21 protein-coding genes and 5 tRNA genes are annotated in these 23,741 nt (G+C 56.1%); 9 read left to right on the top strand and 17 right to left on the bottom strand.

The genetic code is table 11. The features are described from left to right. From USF70_RS17640 to USF70_RS17660, 5 genes are all read right to left on the bottom strand, one after another. Positions 1-321 (bottom strand): GTP-binding protein (locus tag USF70_RS17640; RefSeq protein WP_040176433.1); only part of this gene is annotated, 321 nt, incomplete at its 3' end. A gap of 118 nt (positions 322-439) precedes the next feature. Continuing rightward, positions 440-515, bottom strand: a tRNA-Thr gene (locus USF70_RS17645). A 6-nt stretch (positions 516-521) separates the two neighbouring features. Next, positions 522-596 (bottom strand) — tRNA-Gly (locus USF70_RS17650). 117 nt (positions 597-713) lie between these two features. Continuing rightward, positions 714-798: transfer RNA gene (locus USF70_RS17655), tRNA-Tyr, on the bottom strand. An 8-nt stretch (positions 799-806) separates the two neighbouring features. After that, a tRNA-Thr gene (locus tag USF70_RS17660) sits at positions 807-882 on the bottom strand. A gap of 317 nt (positions 883-1,199) precedes the next feature. On the opposite strand from USF70_RS17660, the gene coaA reads away from it, so the two are divergent. After that, positions 1,200-2,150, top strand: a complete 951-nt coding sequence (gene coaA, locus USF70_RS17665; RefSeq protein WP_032668002.1) for a type I pantothenate kinase — start codon at positions 1,200-1,202, stop codon at positions 2,148-2,150. Positions 2,151-2,193: 43 nt separating this feature from the next. Here coaA and dppF read toward each other — a convergent pair whose 3' ends face one another. From dppF to USF70_RS17710, 9 genes are all read right to left on the bottom strand, one after another. Next, entirely contained in the window at positions 2,194-3,207 is a 1,014-nt protein-coding gene (gene dppF / locus USF70_RS17670) for a dipeptide ABC transporter ATP-binding subunit DppF (RefSeq protein WP_023309965.1), read from the bottom strand. Continuing rightward, positions 3,204-4,187 (bottom strand): dipeptide ABC transporter ATP-binding protein, encoded by a 984-nt coding sequence (gene dppD / locus USF70_RS17675; RefSeq protein WP_008502772.1) that lies wholly within the window; start codon positions 4,185-4,187, stop codon positions 3,204-3,206. The genes dppF and dppD overlap by 4 nt, the downstream gene beginning before the upstream one ends. Positions 4,188-4,197: 10 nt before the next feature. Continuing rightward, positions 4,198-5,100: a dipeptide ABC transporter permease DppC gene (gene dppC, locus USF70_RS17680; protein ID WP_023309963.1), complete on the bottom strand. Its 903-nt coding sequence runs from the start codon at positions 5,098-5,100 to the stop codon at positions 4,198-4,200. 9 nt (positions 5,101-5,109) lie between these two features. Beyond that, positions 5,110-6,129 (bottom strand): dipeptide ABC transporter permease DppB, encoded by a 1,020-nt coding sequence (gene dppB / locus USF70_RS17685; RefSeq protein WP_023334097.1) that lies wholly within the window; start codon positions 6,127-6,129, stop codon positions 5,110-5,112. Positions 6,130-6,290: 161 nt separating this feature from the next. Further along, complete coding sequence (gene dppA, locus USF70_RS17690; RefSeq protein WP_320735863.1) at positions 6,291-7,898, bottom strand: dipeptide ABC transporter periplasmic-binding protein DppA; 1,608 nt, start codon at positions 7,896-7,898, stop codon at positions 6,291-6,293. Between the two features lie 620 nt (positions 7,899-8,518). Further along, positions 8,519-8,595, bottom strand: a tRNA-Pro gene (locus tag USF70_RS17695). Positions 8,596-8,686: 91 nt separating this feature from the next. Further along, on the bottom strand, positions 8,687-10,381 hold the full coding sequence (gene eptB / locus USF70_RS17700; RefSeq protein WP_320735864.1) for a kdo(2)-lipid A phosphoethanolamine 7''-transferase: 1,695 nt from the start codon (positions 10,379-10,381) through the stop codon (positions 8,687-8,689). Between the two features lie 239 nt (positions 10,382-10,620). Continuing rightward, positions 10,621-11,823 (bottom strand): MFS transporter, encoded by a 1,203-nt coding sequence (locus USF70_RS17705; RefSeq protein ID WP_033146995.1) that lies wholly within the window; start codon positions 11,821-11,823, stop codon positions 10,621-10,623. A 238-nt stretch (positions 11,824-12,061) separates the two neighbouring features. Next, positions 12,062-12,760 (bottom strand): autotransporter domain-containing protein, encoded by a 699-nt coding sequence (locus USF70_RS17710; protein ID WP_047059768.1) that lies wholly within the window; start codon positions 12,758-12,760, stop codon positions 12,062-12,064. Positions 12,761-12,914: 154 nt separating this feature from the next. On the opposite strand from USF70_RS17710, the gene tag reads away from it, so the two are divergent. Together tag and USF70_RS17720 are read left to right on the top strand one after the other, a co-directional pair. Next, a complete protein-coding gene (gene tag / locus USF70_RS17715) occupies positions 12,915-13,496 on the top strand; it encodes a DNA-3-methyladenine glycosylase I (RefSeq protein ID WP_039261185.1) in 582 nt (193 codons plus the stop codon). After that, entirely contained in the window at positions 13,474-13,920 is a 447-nt protein-coding gene (locus tag USF70_RS17720) for an N-acetyltransferase (RefSeq protein ID WP_032661790.1), read from the top strand. Before tag ends, USF70_RS17720 begins: the two co-directional genes overlap by 23 nt. Here USF70_RS17720 and USF70_RS17725 read toward each other — a convergent pair. Continuing rightward, on the bottom strand, positions 13,883-16,210 hold the full coding sequence (locus USF70_RS17725; RefSeq protein WP_320735865.1) for a molybdopterin guanine dinucleotide-containing S/N-oxide reductase: 2,328 nt from the start codon (positions 16,208-16,210) through the stop codon (positions 13,883-13,885). The genes USF70_RS17720 and USF70_RS17725 overlap by 38 nt on opposite strands. 163 nt (positions 16,211-16,373) lie before the next feature. Between USF70_RS17725 and USF70_RS17730 the strand changes: the two genes are divergently transcribed. The 6 genes from USF70_RS17730 to ghrB all read left to right on the top strand — a co-directional run bounded on the left by USF70_RS17730 (position 16,374) and on the right by ghrB (position 22,479). After that, complete coding sequence (locus USF70_RS17730) at positions 16,374-17,036, top strand: OmpA family lipoprotein (protein ID WP_024909080.1); 663 nt, start codon at positions 16,374-16,376, stop codon at positions 17,034-17,036. A gap of 180 nt (positions 17,037-17,216) precedes the next feature. Next, positions 17,217-18,233 carry a LacI family DNA-binding transcriptional regulator gene (locus tag USF70_RS17735; RefSeq protein WP_320735866.1) on the top strand — a complete coding sequence of 339 codons (1,017 nt, stop codon included), beginning with the start codon at positions 17,217-17,219 and terminating at the stop codon, positions 18,231-18,233. A gap of 103 nt (positions 18,234-18,336) precedes the next feature. Further along, positions 18,337-19,086, top strand: coding sequence for a sugar phosphate isomerase/epimerase family protein (locus tag USF70_RS17740; protein ID WP_096150896.1), 750 nt, complete (start codon positions 18,337-18,339; stop codon positions 19,084-19,086). A 3-nt stretch (positions 19,087-19,089) separates the two neighbouring features. Continuing rightward, on the top strand, positions 19,090-20,028 hold the full coding sequence (locus USF70_RS17745) for a sugar kinase (protein ID WP_064673784.1): 939 nt from the start codon (positions 19,090-19,092) through the stop codon (positions 20,026-20,028). Between the two features lie 169 nt (positions 20,029-20,197). Continuing rightward, positions 20,198-21,478 (top strand): MFS transporter, encoded by a 1,281-nt coding sequence (locus USF70_RS17750; protein WP_023309951.1) that lies wholly within the window; start codon positions 20,198-20,200, stop codon positions 21,476-21,478. A gap of 26 nt (positions 21,479-21,504) precedes the next feature. Next, on the top strand, positions 21,505-22,479 hold the full coding sequence (gene ghrB, locus USF70_RS17755; RefSeq protein WP_219940397.1) for a glyoxylate/hydroxypyruvate reductase GhrB: 975 nt from the start codon (positions 21,505-21,507) through the stop codon (positions 22,477-22,479). 58 nt (positions 22,480-22,537) lie between these two features. On the opposite strand, the gene cspA is transcribed toward ghrB, so the two are convergent. Both cspA and USF70_RS17765 read right to left on the bottom strand, forming a co-directional pair. After that, entirely contained in the window at positions 22,538-22,750 is a 213-nt protein-coding gene (cspA, locus tag USF70_RS17760; RefSeq protein WP_003860775.1) for an RNA chaperone/antiterminator CspA, read from the bottom strand. 247 nt (positions 22,751-22,997) lie between these two features. Beyond that, positions 22,998-23,708: a DUF3053 domain-containing protein gene (locus USF70_RS17765; RefSeq protein WP_023309949.1), complete on the bottom strand. Its 711-nt coding sequence runs from the start codon at positions 23,706-23,708 to the stop codon at positions 22,998-23,000. Between the last annotated feature and the right edge of the window lie 33 nt (positions 23,709-23,741).

The raw sequence follows: 23,741 nt of genomic DNA on the forward strand, positions 1-23,741 counted from the left end.
AGCAACAACCAGGATCGCGCCGTCCATCTGCGCAGCACCGGTGATCATGTTTTTAACATAGTCGGCGTGGCCTGGGCAGTCTACGTGTGCGTAGTGGCGAGTCGGGGTGTCGTACTCAACGTGAGAGGTGTTGATGGTGATACCACGAGCTTTTTCTTCTGGTGCGTTATCGATCTGGTCGAATGCACGAGCAGAACCACCGTAGGTTTTTGCCAGAACGGTAGTGATTGCAGCGGTCAGCGTTGTTTTACCATGGTCAACGTGGCCGATAGTACCGACGTTAACGTGCGGTTTTGTACGTTCAAACTTTTCTTTAGACATCGATTGTCCCTCTAAGACACGGATAAATCGGTGATATCACCACATCAACCAGGCGAAATGCCTGAATTGTTGAATACAGTAAAATTGAAACAGAGAGAAACGGGAAGGAGAAGTGAAGTGGTGCTGATACCCAGAGTCGAACTGGGGACCTCACCCTTACCAAGGGTGCGCTCTACCAACTGAGCCATATCAGCACGTATTGGAGCGGGCAGCGGGAATCGAACCCGCATCATCAGCTTGGAAGGCTGAGGTAATAGCCATTATACGATGCCCGCATCCTGAAACTCGGCTACCCAGTTCTTTCTGTAACAAAAAAAGAGATTTCTCTCTTTTTCAGTTTGAGCTGGCTAATTTTTCCAACCAGCTCCGGCGGCATTTACGCTGCCAGAAAGTGGTGGTGGGGGAAGGATTCGAACCTTCGAAGTCTGTGACGGCAGATTTACAGTCTGCTCCCTTTGGCCGCTCGGGAACCCCACCGGACTTGATGGTGCCGACTACCGGAATCGAACTGGTGACCTACTGATTACAAGTCAGTTGCTCTACCTACTGAGCTAAGTCGGCATCAAGTAGCGCGCATTCTATGGATACCTGCGCGGTCATGCAACTAAAAATTTGCATAAAACGTTCTTTCGCTCACATTTTATGCGAACAGCGTATCGGACGCTGTAAAAATAGTCATTTGAGGTCAAATATTCAACATATCATCGTGATTTGCACCGTATTCACCGTAGCGTGACGGCTTCCGCGTAACGCAGCGCTTTCCATCTTTTTTCTTATTATTCCCGTCATCTGGTGTTAACCTCCTGCCCATTGTCCAAAATTAACTGTGTGATGAGCCACGATCCGGCAGTGTGATGCTGGCTCACTGAAGCATGCTTATGAGCAAAAAAGAGCAAACGTTAATGACGCCTTATCTTCACTTTAACCGCAGCCAGTGGGCTGCCCTGCGTGATTCCGTCCCTATGACGCTGACGGAAGGTGAAATCGCACGGTTAAAAGGGATAAACGAAGATCTGTCCCTGGAAGAGGTGGCAGAAATTTATCTCCCCCTCTCTCGCTTGCTTAACTTCTATATCAGCTCGAACCTGCGTCGTCAGGCCGTGCTGGAGCAGTTTCTCGGGACGAACGGTCAACGCATTCCTTATATCATTAGTATCGCAGGCAGCGTGGCCGTGGGTAAAAGTACCACCGCGCGCGTCCTGCAGGCGCTGTTAAGCCGCTGGCCGGAACACCGCAGCGTGGAGCTGATCACCACCGACGGCTTCCTGCACCCGAACGAGGTGTTAAAAGAACGTGGGCTAATGAAGAAGAAAGGTTTCCCGCTTTCTTATGATATGCACCGTCTGGTGAAATTTGTCTCTGACCTGAAATCCGGCGTGCCGCACGTGACTGCGCCAGTCTATTCGCACCTGATCTACGATCGCATCCCGGGTGGGGATAAAACCGTGGTCCAGCCGGACATCCTGATTCTGGAAGGTCTGAACGTGCTGCAAAGCGGGATGGACTATCCTCACGACCCGCATCACGTATTCGTCTCGGATTTCGTCGATTTCTCTATTTATGTCGATGCGCCGGAAGACCTGCTGCAAAACTGGTACATCAACCGCTTCCTGAAGTTCCGCGAGGGGGCGTTCACTGACCCGGATTCCTATTTCCACCACTATGCTCAGCTTTCTGAAGAGGAAGCGATCGGCGTGGCGACGGGGCTGTGGAATGAGATCAACTACGTGAACCTCAAAGAGAACATCCTGCCGACGCGCGAGCGCGCGAGCCTGATCCTCACCAAGAGCGAAAAGCACGCCGTCGACCAGATTCGCCTGCGGAAATAATCAAGCAGACATAAAAAAACCGGCTTATCGCCGGTTTTTTTCGTTATGCCTGTGGCTTCTCGCCATTTTCATCCTGATCGACCGCGAAGCAGGCAACCAGCTGGCCGCCATAATCCTTCAGCTGCGGCTGGAGCTGGGTACATGGGCCAAAGCGGCGACTGCAGCGGGCGTTGAATGCACATCCCGGAGGCGGATTCAGCGGGCTTGGCAGTTCCCCCGTCAGCTTAATACGCTCACGACGATCGTCCGGGTTCAGACGCGGCGTCGCAGACAGCAGCGCCTGGGTATACGGGTGACGAGGGTTATTAAAGATCTGGTCTTTAGTCCCCTTCTCCACGCAGCGCCCCAGGTACATCACCATCACTTCATCGGCAATATGCTCCACCACCGACAGGTCGTGGGAGATGAACACGTAAGAGAGCCCCAGCTCCTGCTGGAGATCCATCATCAGGTTCAGCACCTGCGCACGCACGGATACGTCGAGCGCGGAGACCGGCTCATCGGCAATCACCACGTCCGGATCGAGCATCAGCCCGCGGGCGATAGCGATACGCTGACGCTGGCCCCCGGAGAACATGTGCGGATAGCGGTCATAATGCTCAGTTTTGAGGCCGACCTTCGCCATCATCGCCAGCGCTTTTTCACGGCGCTGCTCTTTGCTCAGATTACTGTTGATCAGCAGCGGCTCTTCCAGAATCTGCCCCACTTTTTTACGCGGGTTCAAAGAACCGTACGGGTTCTGGAACACAATCTGGATTTTCTGGCGGCGCAGCTTCTGCGCCTGCGGATCGTGCTTGAGCAGATCCTGCCCCTGATAATAGAGCTCCCCGCCGGTCGGCACTTCAATCATCGTCAGCAGACGGCCCAGCGTGGATTTGCCGCAGCCTGACTCCCCCACCACCGCCAGCGTTTTACCGCGTTCGAGGTTAAAGGAGACGCCGTCCAGCGCTTTCACCAGGCGTTCAGGGGCAAACAGCCCCTTCTTCACCGGGTAGTATTTTTTCAGATCGATGGCCTGCAACAACGGTTGTTGCGTGGTGGCCTGTTGCGTACTCATAGTGTTGGCCTCCCGGCATCATCGAGTGGGTAGTGGCATTTCGACTGACGGCCGTCAGCAAGCTGGTTCAGCTCTGGCTCTTCTGCCCGGCATTTGTCCGTTGCATACGGGCAGCGCGGATTGAGCAGACAGCCCTGCGGACGGTCATATTTACCCGGTACCACACCCGGCAGCGATGCCAGACGCGCTTTGTCCTGAGCAAACTCCGGCAGCGCGCGTAAAAGCGCCTGGGTATACGGATGACGCGGCGCGCGGAAAATATCGTGTGAATTCCCGGTCTCGACCACCTGGCCGGCATACATCACGATGATTTTGTGCGCGGCTTCGGCCACCAACGCCAGATCGTGCGTAATCAGCACCAGCGCCATATTCTCTTTCTGCTGCAGCTCCAGCAGCAGTTCGATGATTTGCGCCTGAATGGTCACATCCAGCGCCGTCGTCGGTTCATCCGCAATCAGCAGTTTTGGTCGACAGGCAATCGCCATCGCGATCATCACGCGCTGGCTCATCCCACCGGAGAGCTGGTGCGGGTAAACGTCCAGACGTGATGCCGGGTCAGGAATCCCCACCTGGTTCAGCAGGTCGATCGCGCGCTGACGACGGGTTTTCTTATTCCCGCCCTGATGCACCTTAATCGCTTCCATAATCTGGAAACCAACGGTGTAGCAAGGGTTCAGGCTGGTCATTGGATCCTGGAAAATCATCGCCACTTCGGCGCCCACCAGCTGGCGGCGCTGTTTTTCAGAAATACGCTTCAGATCCTGACCGTTGAACTGCAGGTTTTCCGCCATCACGCGGCCCGGGTAATCAATCAGCCCCATGATCGCCAGTGAGCTCACTGACTTACCGGAACCGGACTCCCCGACAATGCCAACCACTTCGCCCTGATTTACGCTGTAGCTGATGCGGTCCACGGCGCGAAACGGGGTGCCTTCGTCGCCGAAGTGCACCGATAATTTATCTACATTTAATAACGCCATCTCGTGCCTCTTACTGCTTCAGTTTGGGATCAAGCGCATCACGCAGGCCATCACCCATCAGGTTAAATGCCAGCACCGTCAGCAGGATTGCCAGACCCGGGAAGGTGACAACCCACCAGGCGCTTTGTGCGAACTGCAACACGTCGGAGAGCATGGTGCCCCACTCCGGTGTTGGCGGCTGCGCACCCATGCCCAGGAAGCCAAGAGCGGCCATATCAAGAATGGCGTTAGAGAAACCGAGCGACGCCTGAACAATCAGCGGCGCCAGGCAGTTAGGGAAGATATTCACGAACATCTGGCGCATCGCACCGGCACCCGCCACGCGAGAGGCGGTGACGTAATCGCGGTTCACTTCCACCAGCACCGCCGCACGGGTTAAACGCACGTAGTGAGGGAGCGCCACGAAGGTCAATGCCAGCGCGGCATTGCCTATCGACGGGCCGAAGATTGCCACCAGCACCAGCGCCAGCAGCAGGCTTGGCAGCGCCAGCATGATGTCGACGATACGCATGATGATGTTATCAACGATGCCGCCGAAGTAACCGGCAACCAGGCCGAGGACGACGCCCATGATCAGCGACAGCACAACAACGAGACAGCCGACCAGCAGCGACAGGCGCGCGCCGTACATCAGACGCGACAGCACGTCGCGGCCCACGTCATCGGTACCCAGCAGGTGCGCCAGGCTGCCGCCGTCCTGCCACGCAGGCGGGGCGAGCAGCGCATCGCGGAACTGGTCCGCCGGGTTATACGGTGCGAGGAAGTTCGCAAACACCGCGATCAGGATCATGATTACGACATACACCAGCCCTACCACCGCGCCTTTATTGCGCTTGAAGTAGTGCCAGAACTCCTGCAGCGGCGTCATAGGAACCGGTGCAGCGACCACTTTATTTTGAGTGACTTGTGACATGATGGTCCCTTACTTCTTATGACGAATACGCGGGTTCACCACGCCGTACAGCAAATCGACCAGCAGGTTGACGAGGATAATCATCGTCGCGACCAGCAGTACACCGCCCTGCACAACCGGATAGTCACGGCGTTGCAGCGCATCAATCAGCCAGCGTCCAAGACCCGGCCAGGAGAAGATGGTTTCGGTCAGGATCGCCCCCGCCAGCAACGTCCCCACCTGGAGACCGATAACGGTCACCACCGGCAGCATGGCATTACGCAGCGCGTGAACGATGATGACGCGCATACGCGTCAGGCCCTTGGCGCGCGCGGTGCGGATATAATCCTCACCCAGCACTTCCAGCATCGATGAACGGGTCATACGCACGATCACCGCCAGAGGAATGGTGCCCAGCACCATGGCAGGCAGGATCATGTGCGCCACGGCATCAATGAAGTTGCCCTCTTCGCCCCAGATAGCCGTATCAATCAGCATAAAGCCGGTGAGCGGGTTGCTATCATCCAGGAAGACCATATCGCTGACGCGCCCGGAGACCGGTGTCAGGTTAAGCTGCACCGATACCAGCATGATCAGCATCATGCCCCACCAGAAGATAGGCATGGAGTAGCCGGTCAGCGCCAGGCCCACGGCGGTGTGGTCAAAAATAGAGCCACGCTTGACGGCAGCCAGTACCCCGACAGGAATACCCACCGCAGTGGCGAAAATCATGGCGCAGACGCCAAGCTCCAGCGTCGCTTTAAAACGCGGCACGAACTCGTCCCACACCGGAAGACGGCTTTTCAGCGAAATCCCTAAATCACCGTGCAACACGCCCCAGATATAGTGGAGGTACTGCTGCCACATCGGCTTATCGAGACCGAGTTCCGCCAGCAGCTGTGCATGGCGCTCAGGGGAAATACCACGCTCGCCCGCCATAATCATTACCGGGTCGCCGGGGATCATATGGACGAAGGCAAAAGTGAGAAGGGTGATACCGATAAACGTGGGGATAACAAGTCCCAGACGTCGGAGGATGAACTGCAACATAACCCGGATTCTCTCTGATGACGCACGACCAGTGGCGTGACGTCTGTATTGCTCACAAATGTAAATTCCCTCTCCTGGCGGGAGAGGGTTAGGGTGAAGGGCGTGCATGCATCCCCTCACCCCTGCCCTCTCCCAGAGGGAGAGGGAGAACACCCTACTTATTATTCAACAGATACGTTTTCGAAGTGGTGTTTGCCCAGTGGATCAACCACGTAGCCCTTCACTTCTTTACGCACTGGCTCGTACACGGTGGAGTGAGCAACAATCAGCGCCGGAGCCTGATCGTGCATAACAACCTGAGCCTGCTTGTACAGTTCAATACGTTTGTTGTGATCGTCGGTCGCACGCGCCGGCTGGATCAGGTCTTCAAACGGCTTGTAGCACCAGCGAGAGTAGTTAGAACCGTCTTTCGCCGCCGCGCAGCTGAACAGGGTGGCGAAGAAGTTGTCCGGATCCCCGTTATCACCGGTCCAGCCCATCATTACCGCCTGGTGCTCACCCGCTTTGGCGCGCTTCAGGTACTCGCCCCACTCGTAGGTCACAATCTTGGCCTGAACGCCAACTTTAGCCCAGTCAGCCTGAACCATTTCCGCCATACGGCGTGCGTTCGGGTTGTACGGACGCTGTACCGGCATCGCCCACAGCTCAACGATAAAGCCTTTATCCTGGCCCGCTTCTTTCAGCAGCGCTTTCGCTTTCTCAGGATCGTAGGTGTAGTCTTTAACGTCGTCGTTATAACCCCACATGGTTGGTGGGATCAGGTTTTTGGCAGCAACGCCAGCGCCCTGGTAAACCGCCTTGATGATCGCTTCTTTGTTCACCGCGTAGGTCAGCGCCTGACGCACTTTCACGTCATCAAACGGTTTCTTCTCGGTGTTGAAGGAGAGATAGCCCACGTTCAGGCCAGCCTGCTCCAGCAGGTTGATGTTCTTGTCCTGCTTCATGCGGGCGATGTCAGCCGGGTTCGGGTACGGCATTACCTGGCATTCGTTTTTCTGCAGTTTTGCATAACGCACTGACGCATCAGGCGTGATGGAGAAGACCAGACGGTCGATCTGCGGCTTGGTGCCCCAATAGCCTTCGAACGCTTTATACAGAATGCGGGAGTCTTTCTGGTACTGCAGCAGCTGGAATGGACCGGTACCGATTGGGTTCAGGTCGACTTTTTCCGGCGTACCGGCTTTCAGCATGTTGTCCGCGTACTCTTTGGACAGAATTGAAGCGAAGTCCATGGCCAGGTCAGCCAGGAATGGCGCTTCCGGACGCGTCAGCACGAACTGAACCGTTTTATCGTCGACTTTTTTCACTTCAGCGATCAGGTCTGGCAGACCCATCCCTTCGAAGTATTCATAGCTGCCGCCAGACACTTTGTGGTACGGGTTCTGAGCGTTTTTCTGACGGTCGAAGGAGAACACAACGTCGTCGGCGTTAAAGTCGCGCGTTGGTTTGAATTCTTTGCTGTCCTGCCACTTCACGCCCTGGCGCAGGTGGAAGGTATAGGTTTTACCGTCTTCGCTGACGTCCCACTTCTCGGCCAGACCCGGAATCACTTCCGTGGTACCGGTTTTGAATTCAACCAGACGGTTATAGATCGGTACAGAGCTTGCGTCGTAAGTCGTACCAGAGGTAAAGAGCTGTGGGTTAAAGCCTTCCGGCGAGCCTTCAGAACAGTAAACCAGGTTTTTTGCCTGTACGCTTGCTGCCACGGTCATAGCCACCAGGCTCAGACCAAGCTTCAGCATCCCTGACTTCTTCAAGGAAATACTCATTATTCTGCTCCAATGTGATGTTTTGCTTTGTTGTGTTACGCCGCCAGACCTTTATTTATTTTTTACCCGGTCCGGTCGGTGATGCCCGAAGGCTTTAAAGGGATGGAGAATCCTTTCAGAAGAGCGTTTGAGTTGCAGCGCAGATCGTCCCTGAAATGCCCCTCATGCCCTACAATCTGTCAACAGAATGTGAAAACGTCAATACAGGTGACGGGGATTTACGCTGAGTGTGAGAAACCGCAAACAAAGATTAAAAAAACTATGCATGCCAGTTTTCAGCAGGGAAATTTATGCTACTCGCTATCTTGCAGCACAAGTCTCTTCATATTTCGCAACAATCAGTGATTAACTTTTATTCAGAATGGGTAAATTTTCTTGCAGAATGGTGATTATCTGAGCACTAAATACCGCGAACGTTAAAACGCACAGCGAAAAATGCTGAGGTTATCCATAAGCAACGCGAAAAAAGATCAATCTATATATAAAAAAATACAATGGATTATGTCACAAAATCGTTAACAGGCAGGGAGAAGCAGGCCTAAGGGGCGTTTTGGATACTCTGACGGGATAAGATCATAATGCAAAAAGGGCTAACCTTGCGGTTAGCCCTTTTCAGAATGTGGTCGGCGAGAGAGGATTCGAACCTCCGACCCACTGGTCCCAAACCAGTTGCGCTACCAAGCTGCGCTACTCGCCGAATGCGGAGCGCATCTTACTGCTGAGGTGCGCCCCCGTCAATCCCTTATTTTCAAAAAGCCATTCAACTGGCGATATTCTCGCCAGGGCAGCTACTGCGCGGCTTTTACGCTGTTATCAGGGACTTTACACCAGTTGTTGTTTTCGTTAATCCCACCATTCGGTGAGGTATAGCCGAGACAACCCATAATGGTGTCGTACAGCTCAACGTGACGACGAGGCACCTTCATATCCGCCTCTTTTTTCAGCTGAGCAAACATCTTCGCCTTCTCCGGATTTTCAAGATACTTATCCGACATCCACATGATCATCGGCACGCGGAACTGCTCCGGCGGTGCCAGCTTGCGCGGCGTACCGTGCAGGTGCTCTTTCTCGTTGATGGATTCACCGTGGTCTGCCGCGTAAATCACAATCGCTTTTTTATCGCGCAGCTGGTCGATCACCCGGCTCAGGAAGGTATCCACGTACAGCACCGAGTTGTCGTAGGCGTTGATCAGCTCCTGCTTGCTGCAGTCTTTATTAATGCCCACGCACTCTGGCTGCCACTTCGCAAAATCACGGGTGTAGCGCTGGTAGTAGCTGTAATGGGACCCTTTGGTATGCAGAATAACCAGATGCTTGCCCTGCGGATGGTTCTTGAGGGACTGCGACATCTCTTCCAGCAGCAGCATGTCGTCGACGTTTTTACCGCGGTTACGCGGTTCGGCGCCAATCTGCTCGCGGTACGCAATGTTATCTGCCAGCGTGTTGGTGTAGAACCACATCTCACTTTGCATGGCGAACAGGTCAGAGCTAAACCCAAGCTGCTTCAGCACGGCAAACACGTTCTGCTCTTTCAGCGTGCGTTGCGGGTTATCGCTTGCACCGCCTTCACGCACAAACATACAGCGTAGCGAGAGCTTCGTTGCGGTATCGCAGGAGTAGCCACGGTAAGCCACCAGGTTTTTCTCCTGCGCCAGCTTTGGCGTGGTGTCCCGGTTATAGCCGAGAATGCCCATATGATCCCAGCGCGTCGTTTCGCCGATAACAAAGACGACGTACGTATCATCAATCCCGTCGGCTGGCGGCTGGTAGGTGAATTGTTTCGTTGGATTGATCAGCGATTTCACATCACTGGATTCGTCCGCCTGCGCCCAGGCATACAGACCTAACGCTGACAGCCAGTTAGACGGCAAATAGGAGTTTGCCACCACGCCGCCATAGCTTGGCATATCCACGCCCGTCGCTTTTTCGACGCGTTTTTGCTGCGTTTCCATCAGGCGGATTGGCGCCCATACCAGCAGTCCGGCCAGCAGGACAACGACGATATTGCGGATCCGCTGTCCACGCGTGCGCAGCTGGCGTAACAGCGTATAGCGGCACGTATTGTTCCAGATAAAGAACAGCGGTATCAGACAGGTTAAAACCGTCCAGACGATAAAGCCTTTCCCTACCACCTCTTTCGAGAGATCGATATCCGTGGTCATCACCGAGGCAACGATACCGTACCCAATGACCACGTTCATAAAGGTCATGTAATAGCTTGCGGCGGCGGAAATAATCACCACCAGCGAGGCCAAAATTTGCCAGGTACGTCGGCCAAAAAGGGACAGCAGGCGTAAGAGGAAGAAGGTAGCGAGGACGGAGCCGAACACTTCAATGGCGGCAAAAATACCATTACTCACGGTAAGGTGTTCAAAATAACCTTCCACTCTTCTGAACAGTACCGCGCCATTCAGAAATAATCCGATATAGACAGCCAGCATCAGACACAATCTTTGCTGGGTAAGAGACCTAATGTATTTCATGCAAACAACCCTGGGGGAAGGGGTATAAAAACCCGACGAATCTCAAAGAGAAAGCGGACAGAGTACGTAAATGCGTAAGGAAGCGTTATTAGAAACGTCTACAAGCGCGATAAGTAGACCACAGCGGGAGAGAAAAGTGGCAGCAGAGAGTGTGATCGGTATAAATTTTTACAAAATATCGAGACGGGAAGCGTCTCGCATAAAGAAAAAAGAGGCCACAGAGGCCTCTTTCATACTGCTTACGCGTGCGCTTCTTTGAATACTTCACGCTGCGGCTGGCGAATCGTGGTCGAGAGCGCCAGCGAGATAATCAGCAGGGCAAATATGACGCAGAAGGTCACGTAGAACCCACCGAACAGAGAGGCTATCAGCGAGCCGCAGATGCTGCCGATCCCGAAGCCAAGATAGATAACGCCGTAGTTTTTCGCCAGATTGTTCAGGCCAAAGAACTCGCTTACCAGTGACGGGAAGACGGTAATCGTGCCGCCGAAGTTAAAGGCCACGCAGGCAATCGCCGCAAAGAAGGTGGCTTCATTCAGCGGAGCGAACAGCAGCGCCGCCATGCCGACCAGCGAAACCACCTGCCCAATCGTAATCACACGGATGCGGGCAATTTTGTCAGACAGAATACCGAGCACCAGACGACCGGAGAGGTTCGCAATGGAGATGACCGTCACCGCATTCGCCGCCGTAGCCGCATCCAGCTTCACCATCCCCTGTGCGATATCCTTCGCCACGCCGATAACATACAGTCCGCTCATGCAGGCCGTCAGGAACATCACCGCCAGCATCCAGTACTGCGGTTTACGCATGGACTGCGCGAGGGTGAAGTCGTTCTCCACCACGCCGTTAACGGATTTGACCTCCTGCTGTGGCGCATCGGTCATTAGCGTGGCGCCGAACAGAATCATCACCAGCACGATTGCGCCCCAGATCATAAAGGTGTTTTCGAGGCCAACGGACGCCAGCAGATGGGAGTCGATAAATTTGAACCCGAGACTGCCCAGGCCATAAGAGCCGATGGCGAACGCGGAGATTAAGCCTTTACGCTCCGGGAACCACTTCACGCAGTTCGACAGGGTCAGCAGGTAACCTGCGCCATCGGCCAGACCCACCAGCACGCCGGCGCTCAGCCACAGCATCATCAGGTTGCTGGAATGCGCAGTCAGGAAAAAGCCTAAACCCAGCAGAATGCCGGACGCCATGGTCACACGCTTCACGCCAAAACGCTCCTGCAGCTTGCCCGCGACGGAAGACGAAATCGCCAGCCCCAGGCTCAGCAGACCAAAGGAGAACGCAACCTGGCTGACCGGCGCGCCGAGTTTGTCGGAAAGCGCGCTGTTAAACAGGCTCCAGGTATAGACCGACCCCAGCGCAAACTGGGTGACGATGGTGCCAAAGAGCGTGAGCCAGCGCGTGCGGTTATAAGTTGATGTGTTCATGGCAGTCGTCCTGCAAGAGAAATTAAGGAAGTTCGCTGAGGACAACGATAAACAAAACCTTAATACGCCTGGGGTAAAACGGCATGAAATGCAGGCGGAACGGAATGAAATGCCTGGAATCGGGAATGAATGGCCTGGCCCGGGAATAAAGCGACAGCGTGTTAGTATCCGCTATCGCTGTAAAGCCCGTGGTTGTTGTATTCGAGATGTTATCGTAACGTTTAAAAAAGTAACAACTCTAGAAATTTGCGCTAACGCCGAGGGTGTATAAAAACTCCTCACCGGTGGTGGTGTGCTCCCCCTGAGCCAGCGACGCATAGGCCGCGACGTGCGTATTAAAAGGAATATCCGTTCCCACGGTGACGTCCATCCAGCTACCGTTTTGGGCAGGGGCTGGCGTTTGCGGCATGCCAAACTGCGATTTCCACTGGTTTTCACCAAACTGCTGGTTATAGCTAATCTGCGCCCACGGACGAAGATCGCCGTACTGGGTATTCACGCGCCACCCCAGCGTGCTGACGCTGGCATGCCAGAGCGGGTCGGTGATTGCCTGCGTCGACGCGCTATCACCAAACTCGTTGATCATCATGGGAGCCGTGCCGTCGTATCGCCACGCCACCACCGGACCGGTGGTGATACGCGCTGAAACCGGAAAATTCCAGCCCACGCTCATCGTCCCCTCCGGCGTGCTGCCAGACGGTATATTCAGGGCAAGACCCGGCGCGTTTTGCGAAGACTGAATACGCTCAGCCAGAATATCCTCATAACGCGGTTGGTGATCCGCGTCCCATGTATAGCGTTCCGCCGTATTATTTTGGGCGTCTGAAACGATATATTCCTGTTGCCAGGCAGACGCTGTATTACAAAAAAACAGGCAGGCTGAAATCCCCACCAGGCCAGAAGCAGCATGGCGACCACTGATTTTTTTTATCATCATCAACGCGACCCCAGAGAGAGCCGAATTCGGCGATATTTGTCGTTATTCAGGAAGAGCTTATAACCCTTGTATTAACTATTGTCTTTATAGTAAACACGTCAAGCCAGTCAGAATGAAAATTTTGCGAAATCAGTATCAATAAGGGAGATGACGGATGGAACGTTGCGGTTGGGTGAGCCAGGATCAGCTTTATATCGACTATCACGATCGGGAATGGGGCGTGCCGGAAACGGATGGCAAAAAACTCTTTGAGATGATCTGTCTGGAGGGCCAGCAGGCGGGGTTGTCATGGATTACGGTACTGAAGAAACGTGAAAACTACCGCAACGCCTTCCACCAGTTCGATCCTGTCGCTGTCGCCGCAATGACCGATGAAGACGTGGAACGCCTGGTGCAGGACGCCGGTATTATCCGTCATCGCGGTAAGATCCAGGCCATCATCGGTAACGCACGCGCTTACCTGGCAATGGAGCAAAACGGCGAATCATTTTCAGATTTTGTCTGGACGTTTGTGAACAACGATCCGCAGGTCACACAGGCCGCCTCGCTCGCGGAAATCCCGGCCTCCACCCCGGCCTCGGATGCGCTCTCGAAAGCCCTGAAAAAACGCGGCTTTAAGTTTGTCGGTTCCACCATCTGCTACGCCTTTATGCAGGCCTGTGGCCTGGTCAACGACCACGTTACCGGCTGCTTCTGTCATCCGGGAGGCCATCATGATCCGCAAATGGCAAAGTGAGAATACCGCGCCGCTTCTGAGCCTGTGGCTTGAAAGCACCACGGAAGCGCATCCGTTTATCGAGCCGGGTTACTGGAAAGAGAACGAGGCCATGGTGCGGGACGTTTACCTGCCGTCGGCGGAAACCTGGGTCTGGGAACAGGATGGCGAGCCATACGGATTTATCAGCGTGATGCAGTCTCAGTTTGTCGGCGCGCTGTTTGTCGCACCGTCATGCATCGGGAAAGGCATCGGGCGCGCGCTGCTGAACCATGTTCAACAGCGCTTCCCGCATTTAACCCTGGAGGTATATCAGAAAAATGTGCGGGCGGTGAATTTCTACCATGCTCAGGGCTTTCGCATTGAAGACAGCGCCTGGCAGGATGATACCCAGCACCCGACGTGGATCATGAGCTGGCAGGCGGATCAAACGCCGTTAAGGTAAGCTCGGGTCCCTGATATTTTTCTACCCAGGCCAGCGCCGTGTTCCCTGCGCAGCCATTCCCCAGCTTCGAGCTGGGGAGATCTTTGGTCAGCACGTTAACCGCCCCGTTTTTACAGATCCCTCCCTCGGCGGGCTCAAGGTCGGGCCATGCGCCCTGATGAATGCAGATCACGCCCGGTTTAATTCCGTCGCTCACCACCGCCCCTGCCAGCACCTGCCCGCGCGAGTTCCAGACGCGCACCACGTCGCCGTCCGTAATCCCCCGGGCTTTCGCATCGAGGGTATTCAGCGTGACCGGCTCTCGCCCGGCGACCGCATACTGCTCGCGCAGAGACGTATAGTTAAGCTGGCTGTGCAGGCGGTGCGCGGGATGCGCTGACAACACCTGCAGCTGTTCCGGCTGGGCGTTGCCGTGCCACTCGTCCGGCTCGAGCCACATAGGGTGTGGCGGGCAATCGGCATAGCCAAAGCTGGCGATGCGCTCACTATAAATCACGATCTTTCCGCTCTCGGTTTTCAGCGGGTGGCTCTCCGGGTCGCGGCGGAAATCGGCAAAACGGACAAACTTCGCGTTCTGTTCGCTCTCCGGCATCTCGACGATCTGGTTCGCTTCCCAGAATTCGGCAAATGGCGGAAGCGTCACGCCCTGCGCCGCGCCACGCTGGCCGGCAATCTGGTAGAAGGTTTCCAGCCATTGCAGATCGCTTTTCCCTTCGGTAAAACGCTCGCGACCGCCCGCTTCCCACAGCTCGCTCAGTTCAGCAAACACGTCAAAATCATCACGCGCTTCGTCTCGCGGGGCCACTACGCGCTTCATCGGGACCATATGCTGGTTGCTGTAGTCGCCGGTCATAGTGAGATCGTTACGCTCAAACGAGGTGGTCGCTGGCAGGACAATATCTGCATGCTTAGCCGAGCCGGTCCAGAAGCACTCGGAAATCACCACCAGCTCCGGCTTCTGCCAGGCGCGGATCAGGCGGTTGGTATCCTGATGGTGCGTGAAGTTCGACCCGCCCGCCCACCAGACAAATTTAATGTCCGGGAAGTGGCGGTCCAGACCGTTGTGCTGATAGAAACCGCCGGGGTTTTCAAGGGCTTCAACAATACGCGCCACCGGGATTTTATCCACGGCGTCCACGCCGCCCTGCACCGAGCCTTGCAGAGACGCCAGCACCGCCGCTTTACGCGTCGGGTTACCGCCGTTTGCAAAGTGATAGGAGAGACCAAAACCCCCGCCCGGCGTGCCGATCTGCCCAAGCATTGCGGCAAGCGTTACCAGCATCCAGTGTTTTTGCTCGCCAAACTGCTGACGCTGCATTCCCCAGCCGGACATTAACATCGTGGTATTTTTATGGAACAAGGCCGCCAGTTCGCGGATTTTCTCCGCAGGTACGCCGCAAATATCTGCCGCCCACTCAGCCTTTTTCGCCACCCCATCGGATTGGCCCGTCAGGTAGTCGGCGAATTTATCGAAGCCGGTGGTACAGCGCGTCAGGAATTCAACATCGTGCCAGCCGTTTTCTACCAGCGTATGGGCGATCCCCAGCATCATCGCCACGTCGGTGCCCATATGGGGGGCAATCCACTCGGCGCTGTCGCCGAAGAAATCCATGGTTTCAGAGCGCATCGGGTCAATGCAGATGATGCGTTTGCCGCTTTTGCGCAGCGCGTCGAAATACCCAATGCCCTGCTCGTCGCTGGCATTCCAGGCAATTTTCAGCGTATTGAGCGGGTTGGCGCTCCAGAGCACTACCACGTCGGTATGCGCCAGCACCAGCGGCCAGCTGGTCTGCTGCTGGTACACTTCGTTCCCCCCTACGACGTACGGCATGATCGCCTGCGCCGCGCCGGTGGAGTAATCCCCCAGATGGCCGGTATAGCCTCCCGCCAGGCTCATGTAGCGCTGCAGCAGCGTCGAGGCCTTGTGCAGCACGCCGTTAGAACGCCAGCCGTAGGAGCCGGCAAAAATGGACGACGGTCCGTAAGTGTCGCGAATGCGCTTATGCTGGGCGTGGATCAGCGCCAGCGCGTCATCCCAGCTCACGCGAACAAACTCATCCTGACCGCGGATCCCCTGCGGTTTATCCGGCGAGGCCAGAAAACCTTTACGCACCATCGGCCAGCGCACGCGCGTGTTGCTGTGCACCTGATCGCGAACGACGGTCTGTAACGAGTTGGGATGTTGGGTTGGTAGTGCCCCGCGGGACGACAGAACATTTTCGCCATCGGTTTCGACCAGTATCGGCCCCCAGTGGGCGGCGGTCAGAATGGTTTTCGTTGAGGTGCTCAAGCGTGCGCTCCTGGTTGCGTGCAGGTTTACGGCCTTCTTTCTGAGGCTGTTTATGGTTTGTCACAAATTTCAGAGTTATACCCGGAATTTTCTCCGTATCTGGACGTCATAATCAACTGCCACGCTCGCCGTGGCAAAGAATAAAAAGGATTAAGGAAAGAAGATGAAAAAACGCGTACTCGTTATTGCCGCTCTGGTGAGCGGTGCACTGGCTGTTTCTGGCTGCACAACTAACCCTTACACCGGTGAGCGTGAAGCGGGTAAATCCGGCATTGGCGCGGGTATCGGCTCGCTGGTCGGCGCAGGCGTGGGGGCGCTCTCCTCCTCCAAGAAAGACCGCGGTAAAGGCGCGCTGATTGGCGCAGCGGCGGGCGCGGCACTGGGTGGCGGCGTCGGCTATTACATGGACGTGCAGGAAGCGAAGCTGCGCGACAAAATGAAGGGAACCGGCGTGAGCGTGACGCGCAGCGGCGATAACATCATCCTGAATATGCCGAACAACGTGACCTTCGACAGCAGCAGCGCAACGCTGAAACCCGCGGGCGCGAACACGCTCACCGGCGTGGCGATGGTGCTGAAAGAGTACAACAAGACCGCCGTGAACGTGATGGGCTACACCGACAGCACCGGCAGCCAGGATCTGAACATGCGTCTGTCCCAGCAGCGCGCCGATGCCGTAGCCAGCTCGCTGATTACCCAGGGCGTTGAAGCCAACCGCATCCGCACCAGCGGCATGGGCCCTGCCAACCCTATCGCCAGCAACAGCACGGCGGAAGGCAAAGCGCAGAACCGCCGCGTTGAGATTACGTTGAGCCCAATTCAGTAGGCAAAAGCAAAACGGCAACGCTCGTTGCCGTTTTTAGTGGTTGCACCCTCTCCCGTGGGAGAGGGTTGGGGTGAGGGCACCAGACCGCACCCTCCGGTAAGCGCAGCGCCACCGGGCAAATTACTTGATTCGTCTGATTTTCCCGTTAAGGTATTCTCACTAAATTCAGGGAAATCAGCGATGAGCAAACCAGCCCGGGCCACCATTAGCGACGTGGCGAAAGCCGCCAAAACCGGTAAAACCAGTATTTCACGCTACCTTAACGGCGAGAAACACCTGCTGTCCGACGCATTGCTGGGGCGTATTGAACAGGCCATTGCCGATCTCGACTACCGTCCCAGCCTCATGGCGCGCGGGCTCAAACGCGGCCGCACCCGCCTTATCGGGCTTATCATCGCCGATATCACCAACCCCTATTCCGTTAACGTCCTCAGCGGTATTGAAGCCGCCTGTCGCGAGAAGGGGTTCACGCCGCTGGTCTGTAATACCAACAACGAAGTCGACCAGGAGCTGCATTACCTCGATCTGCTGCGCAGCTATCAGGTCGAAGGGATTGTGGTGAACGCTGTCGGCATGCGGGAAGAGGGTTTAAATCGCCTGCAGCAATCCTCCCTGCCCATGGTCCTCATCGACCGTAAAATTCCGGAATTTGCCTGCGATGTGGTCGGGCTGGATAACACCCAGGCCGCCACGACCGCCACCGAACATCTGATCGAACAGGGCTTCGAGGCGATTCTGTTTCTGAGTGAACCGTTAGGGATGGTCAATACCCGTCGCGAGCGCCTGAGCGCATTTCGCACCACGCTGGAGCGATATCCCGGCGTGATCGCCGAAAATGCCGAAACGCCGCTTCACGAAGCCGACCAGCTCGACAACACCCTGCGCCAGTTCCACACGCGCCATCGCGGGATGCGCAAAGCCGTTATCTCCGCAAACGGGGCGCTGACGCTTCAGGTCGCCCGCTCGCTCAAGCGCATTGGCCTGCACTGGGGCAGCGATATCGGTCTGCTGGGGTTTGATGAACTCGAGTGGGCGGAACTGGCGGGCGTCGGCATTACGACACTCAAACAGCCCACCTGGCAGATTGGCTATGCTGCTGTTGAACAAGTGGTTCGCCGCATTGAAGGCACCAGCGATGCCGTTCGCGAGCAGGTCTTCTCCGGCGAGCTGATCGTTCGCGGCTCCACGGCGCGTTAATTTTCCCTTGTGATACCGATCATAAATTCAACATCCTGACCTTTTCTTTGGAACCGGTTCCATCTAGCGTAATAGTATTGATATGTTGCGATGGAGTCCGAAGATGGGCAGGAAAATTATGGTGGTCACCGCCGCGTACGGTGCGGAACAGGTGCGACAGGCAGGCGGTCAGCGGGCGATGCTTCCCGTTATTGCAGGCGCAGGGGCAGACGGCGTGGAGATCCGCCGGGAACTGTTCAGCAGCGAAGAGCTGCTGACGCTGCCTGCGCTGGGAGAATCGATTGAGCTGCTCGGCCTGCTGGCGTGCTACTCCGCCCCCGCCGCCCTGTTTATGCCCGACGGCACCCTCAACCCGGATCTGACCCGCTATCTCTCTGAGGCCAGCACCCTGAACGCCCTGTGGCTGAAGGTTTCCCTGGGCCATTTCCGCGACGCGCAGCCTCTCGACGCCCTGCGTACCCTGCTGAACGCAAGCGGCATGGCGCTGGTCGTGGAGAACGATCAGACCGACTGCGGACAGCTCGCGCCGATGCAGCGCTTCCAGGCCGCCTGTCGGGAAATGGCCTTACCCGTCACGCTGACCTTCGACATGGGCAACTGGCTGTGGGTCGGTGATTCCCCCGAAGAGGCCGCGCGTAATCTGGCCCCTGCGGTGAGCTATATCCACGTGAAAGCCGCCGTGCCGCATAAAGATAACTTCCGCGCCGTGGCGCCGGACCACGCTGATGCGCGCTGGCTGGATCTGCTTGGCCAGCTGCCTGCCGATGCCCCGCGCGGTATCGAGTTCCCGCTGGAAGGGACGGATTTAACCGCCGTTACCCGCCATTACGTCAACCTGCTGCGCGAGGAGTAAGCCATGCACAAGACGCTGGATGTCATCACGATCGGCGAGGCCATGGCGATGTTTGTCGCCACCGAAACGGGCGAGCTGAGCGCGGTAGAGCACTTTATCAAACGCGTGGCGGGCGCAGAGCTGAACGTCGCAACCGGCCTGGCGCGTCTCGGCCTGAACGTGGGCTGGGTCAGCCGCGTGGGGGACGATAGCTTTGGCCATTTCGTTCTCGACTCGCTGAAAAAAGAGGGGATTGATGCCGCGGGCGTCACCCTTGATGCACGCTTCCCTACCGGCTTTCAGCTTAAATCAAAGGTCGAAAATGGAACCGATCCCATCGTTGAGTATTTCCGTAAGGGATCGGCCGCAAGCCACCTCTCAGTGGCGGATTACCACGCCGACTATTTCGCCTCCGCGCGCCATCTGCACCTCAGCGGCGTGGCGGCAGCGCTGTCTGCCAGCTCGTATGAACTGCTGGATCACGCGGCAGCCACTCTGAAAGCCCAGGGAAAAACGATCTCTTTCGATCCGAACCTGCGCCCGGTGCTGTGGAAAAGCGAAGCGGAAATGGTCGAGAAGCTCAACCGTCTGGCGTTCAGAGCGGACTGGGTTCTGCCGGGCCTGAAAGAAGGGATGATCCTGACCGGCGAAAGCACACCGGAGGGCATTGCCGATTTCTACCTGAATAAAGGAGTAAAAGCGGTGGTGCTGAAGACCGGCGCCGATGGCGCATGGTTTAAGACGGCCGACGGCGAACAGGGCGCGGTCGCGGCGGTCAAGGTTGAGAACGTGGTCGACACCGTCGGCGCGGGCGACGGTTTTGCCGTGGGCGTGATTAGCGCCCTGCTGGAAGGCAAAACGCTGCCGCAGTCCGTGGAGCGAGGCAACAAGATTGGCTCGCTGGCCATCCAGGTGCAGGGCGACAGCGAAGGATTACCCACGCGAGCAGAGCTTAACGAATAAACATCCCCCTCACCCTAACCCTCTCCCCTGAGGGGCGAGGGAATGACTTGCTCCCTCTCCCCTCTGGGGAGAGGGCCGGGGTGAGGGGCATAAATCGCACTCAGCAAAACAAGCCACCGTGTACCCTACAGACAACGGCGGTAACAACCTCAACAACAGAGGCAAGCCTATGAACAGTTCGACCAATGCAGTAAAACGCTGGTGGTACATCATGCCAATCGTGTTTATCACGTACAGCCTGGCGTACCTTGACCGTGCCAACTTCAGCTTCGCGTCCGCGGCGGGGATCACAGAGGACCTTGGCATAACCAAAGGTATCTCCTCCCTGCTGGGAGCCCTTTTCTTCCTGGGCTACTTCTTCTTCCAGATCCCCGGCGCGATTTACGCGGAACGCCGCAGCGTGCGTAAGCTGATCTTCGTCTGTCTGATCCTGTGGGGCGCCTGCGCGTCACTGACCGGCGTGGTGAACAATATTCCTGCCCTGGCCGCCATTCGCTTTATCCTCGGCGTCGTTGAGGCGGCGGTCATGCCGGCGATGCTGATCTACATCAGTAACTGGTTTACCAAATCTGAACGCTCGCGCGCGAATACCTTCCTGATCCTCGGTAACCCGGTGACGGTGCTGTGGATGTCGGTGGTGTCTGGCTACCTGATCCAGTCCTTCGGCTGGCGCGAGATGTTTATCATCGAAGGGGTCCCGGCAGTGATCTGGGCATTCTGCTGGTGGGTGCTGGTAAAAGATAAACCTGCCCAGGCGAAATGGCTTTCCGAAGATGAAAAAGCGGCGCTGCAGGCGCAGCTGGATAAAGAACAGCAAGGTCTGAAGGCGGTACGCAACTACGGTGAAGCCTTCCGCTCGCGTAACGTGATCCTGCTCTGCGCGCAGTACTTTACCTGGAGCATTGGCGTGTACGGCTTTGTGCTGTGGCTGCCGTCGATTATCCGCAGCGGCGGCGAAAACCTCGGCATGGTAGAAGTGGGCTGGCTCTCTTCCGTACCATACCTGGCCGCGACCATCGCCATGATCGTCGTCTCCTGGGCGTCGGACAAGCTGCAGAACCGAAAATTGTTTGTCTGGCCGCTGCTGCTGATCGCTGCTTTTGCCTTTATCGGCTCGTGGGCCGTGGGTGCAAATCACTTCTGGGCCTCTTATACCCTGCTGGTGGTCGCCGGTGCCGCCATGTATGCCCCGTACGGTCCGTTCTTTGCCATCATCCCGGAAATGCTGCCGCGTAACGTCGCGGGTGGCGCGATGGCGCTGATTAACAGTATGGGTGCGCTGGGGTCGTTCTGCGGCTCCTGGTTCGTCGGCTACCTGAACGGTGCCACCGGCAGCCCGTCCGCATCGTACATCTTTATGGGGGTGGCGCTTTTCGCCTCCGTGTGGCTTACTCTGATTGTTAAGCCTGCTAATAATCAACAGCATCCTGTCGGCGCACGCCACGCCTGAATCCTTAAAAATCAACGGAGATTAGCATGAAGCCGTCCGTCATTTTGTACAAAGCACTGCCGGAAGATCTGCAGAAACGCCTTGAAGAACACTTCACCGTCACGCAGGTGAAGAACCTGAGCCCGGAAACCGTGGCGCAGCACGCCGAAGCGTTCGCCAGCGCCGAAGGCCTGCTGGGTTCAAGCGAGAAAGTGGATGTCGCCCTGCTGGAGAAAATGCCGAAGCTTCGTGCTACCTCTACCGTTTCCGTGGGTTACGACAATTTCGATGTGGATGCCCTGAACGCCCGCAAGATCCTGCTGATGCACACCCCCCATGCCCTGACGGAAACCGTGGCCGATACGCTGATGGCGCTGGTACTCACCACGGCCCGTCGCGTGGTGGAAGTGGCCGAGCGCGTGAAAGCGGGCGAATGGACAAAAAGCATTGGACCGGACTGGTTCGGCGTGGACGTTAACGGCAAAACGCTGGGCATTGTTGGCATGGGGCGCATTGGGCTGGCACTGGCGCAGCGCGCGCATTTTGGTTTTAACATGCCGATTCTGTATAACGCGCGTCGCCATCACGGTGAAGCCGAAGAACGCTTCAACGCCCGTTACTGCGAGCTGGATACTCTGCTGCAGGAAGCCGATTTTGTTTGTCTGGTTCTGCCGCTGACGGACGAAACGCGTCATCTGATTGGCAAATCCGCATTTGAAAAAATGAAGAAATCCGCCATTTTCATCAACGCGGGTCGTGGCCCGGTGGTAGATGAGAAGGCGCTGATTGAAGCCCTGCAGAACGGTGAGATCCATGCCGCAGGTCTGGACGTGTTTGAACAGGAGCCGCTGCCGGTGGACTCCCCGCTGCTGACAATGCCAAACGTCGTCGCCCTGCCCCACATCGGCTCAGCCACCCATGAGACGCGCTACAACATGGCGGCCACTGCGGTCGATAACCTTATCGCCGCCCTAAGCGGAAAGGTGGAGATAAACTGCGTGAACCCGCAGGTGCAACAATAGAAATGAAAAAACCCGCCAGAAGGCGGGTTTTTGAATTTTGTGCTACTGGGTTGGAAGCTTACAGGCTTACAACGTTACCAGCTGCTGGGCCTTTAGCGCCGCTTTCGATGGTGAAGGAAACTTTCTGACCTTCATCCAGAGATTTGTAGCCATCGTTCTGGATAGCAGAGAAGTGTACGAACACGTCTTTTGAGCCATCGTCAGGAGTGATGAAGCCGAAACCTTTATCAGCGTTGAACCATTTTACCAGACCAGTCATTTTAGCAGACATAGAAATTACCTTATTAACAAATATATTGAGCCTTCCGGCTTGATGGATTGCGTTACAGATTTTTAAGCGATGAAGGAAGGGTCACAACGAAGGGTATCTATGGATAACAATCTGGACTGCTTTACTAAACTGCTTTAGGTCTGTGTAACAAACCGACGGGGATAGTTATACCGATGTGGTAGAAGAATGACAAGCGTTATTTTCGATAAGCATAAAAAAACCCCGCCATGCGCGGGGTTTTTTCGGTTTATTCTGTGGCCGTGACTGCGGCACTCCATGCCTGGCTAAAGGCCTGATGCTGTGAGGCCAGCGGCCCAATCAGCGTATTGTACTGGCTTGCCTGCTGCGAGGTCGGGAACTGAATGCCGTTGGCAACAAAGCTCACCTGAGTATCCTGCTGGGCAATAAAGTCGCCCACCTGAACCAGCTGCTGCGTGAAGATTTGCGCGGCCGGAATCAGCGGTTGCAGCGCTTCAGACGGTTTCGTCACCACTTTCTCATACACTTTGTCGAAGACAGGTTTGAGATCGTCACCCTGCTTCAGCGCAGAACGTGACGCGTCAGCCTGCATTTTCGCATTCTGCAACTGCTGGCTCAGCACGCCAAGCGCACCGTTGGACTGGCGAAGCGGTTCACGCTGCGTCATATAATCCTGCGGAACGCGAATGGCGTTCACGCTATCCACTACCGGACGGATACCGGAATCCATCGCCTGGCTCACCTGCTGTGAATAACCATAAAGAATGGCGTAATCGGACACGAAGGGGCCAAACTGTTTTTTCTGATCCGCAGTCAGCGTCGGCAACCGCTCGCCGCTGCGCATCACTGTATTCTGCAGAAAATCGATAAACGCTTTGCGCTGATCGCCTTCTTTATCAAAACACCCACTCAGGCTAACAACCATCAACAACGCCGCAATAGGCGCAAACCAGCGAGAGCAGGACTTTCCTGTCGCCATTTTATTACTCCTTTCACCCAAAAAAGCGCACAC

The sequence above is a fragment of the Enterobacter sp. 237C8 genome, from assembly GCF_034106865.1.
GTDB lineage: Bacteria > Pseudomonadota > Gammaproteobacteria > Enterobacterales > Enterobacteriaceae > Enterobacter > Enterobacter asburiae_B.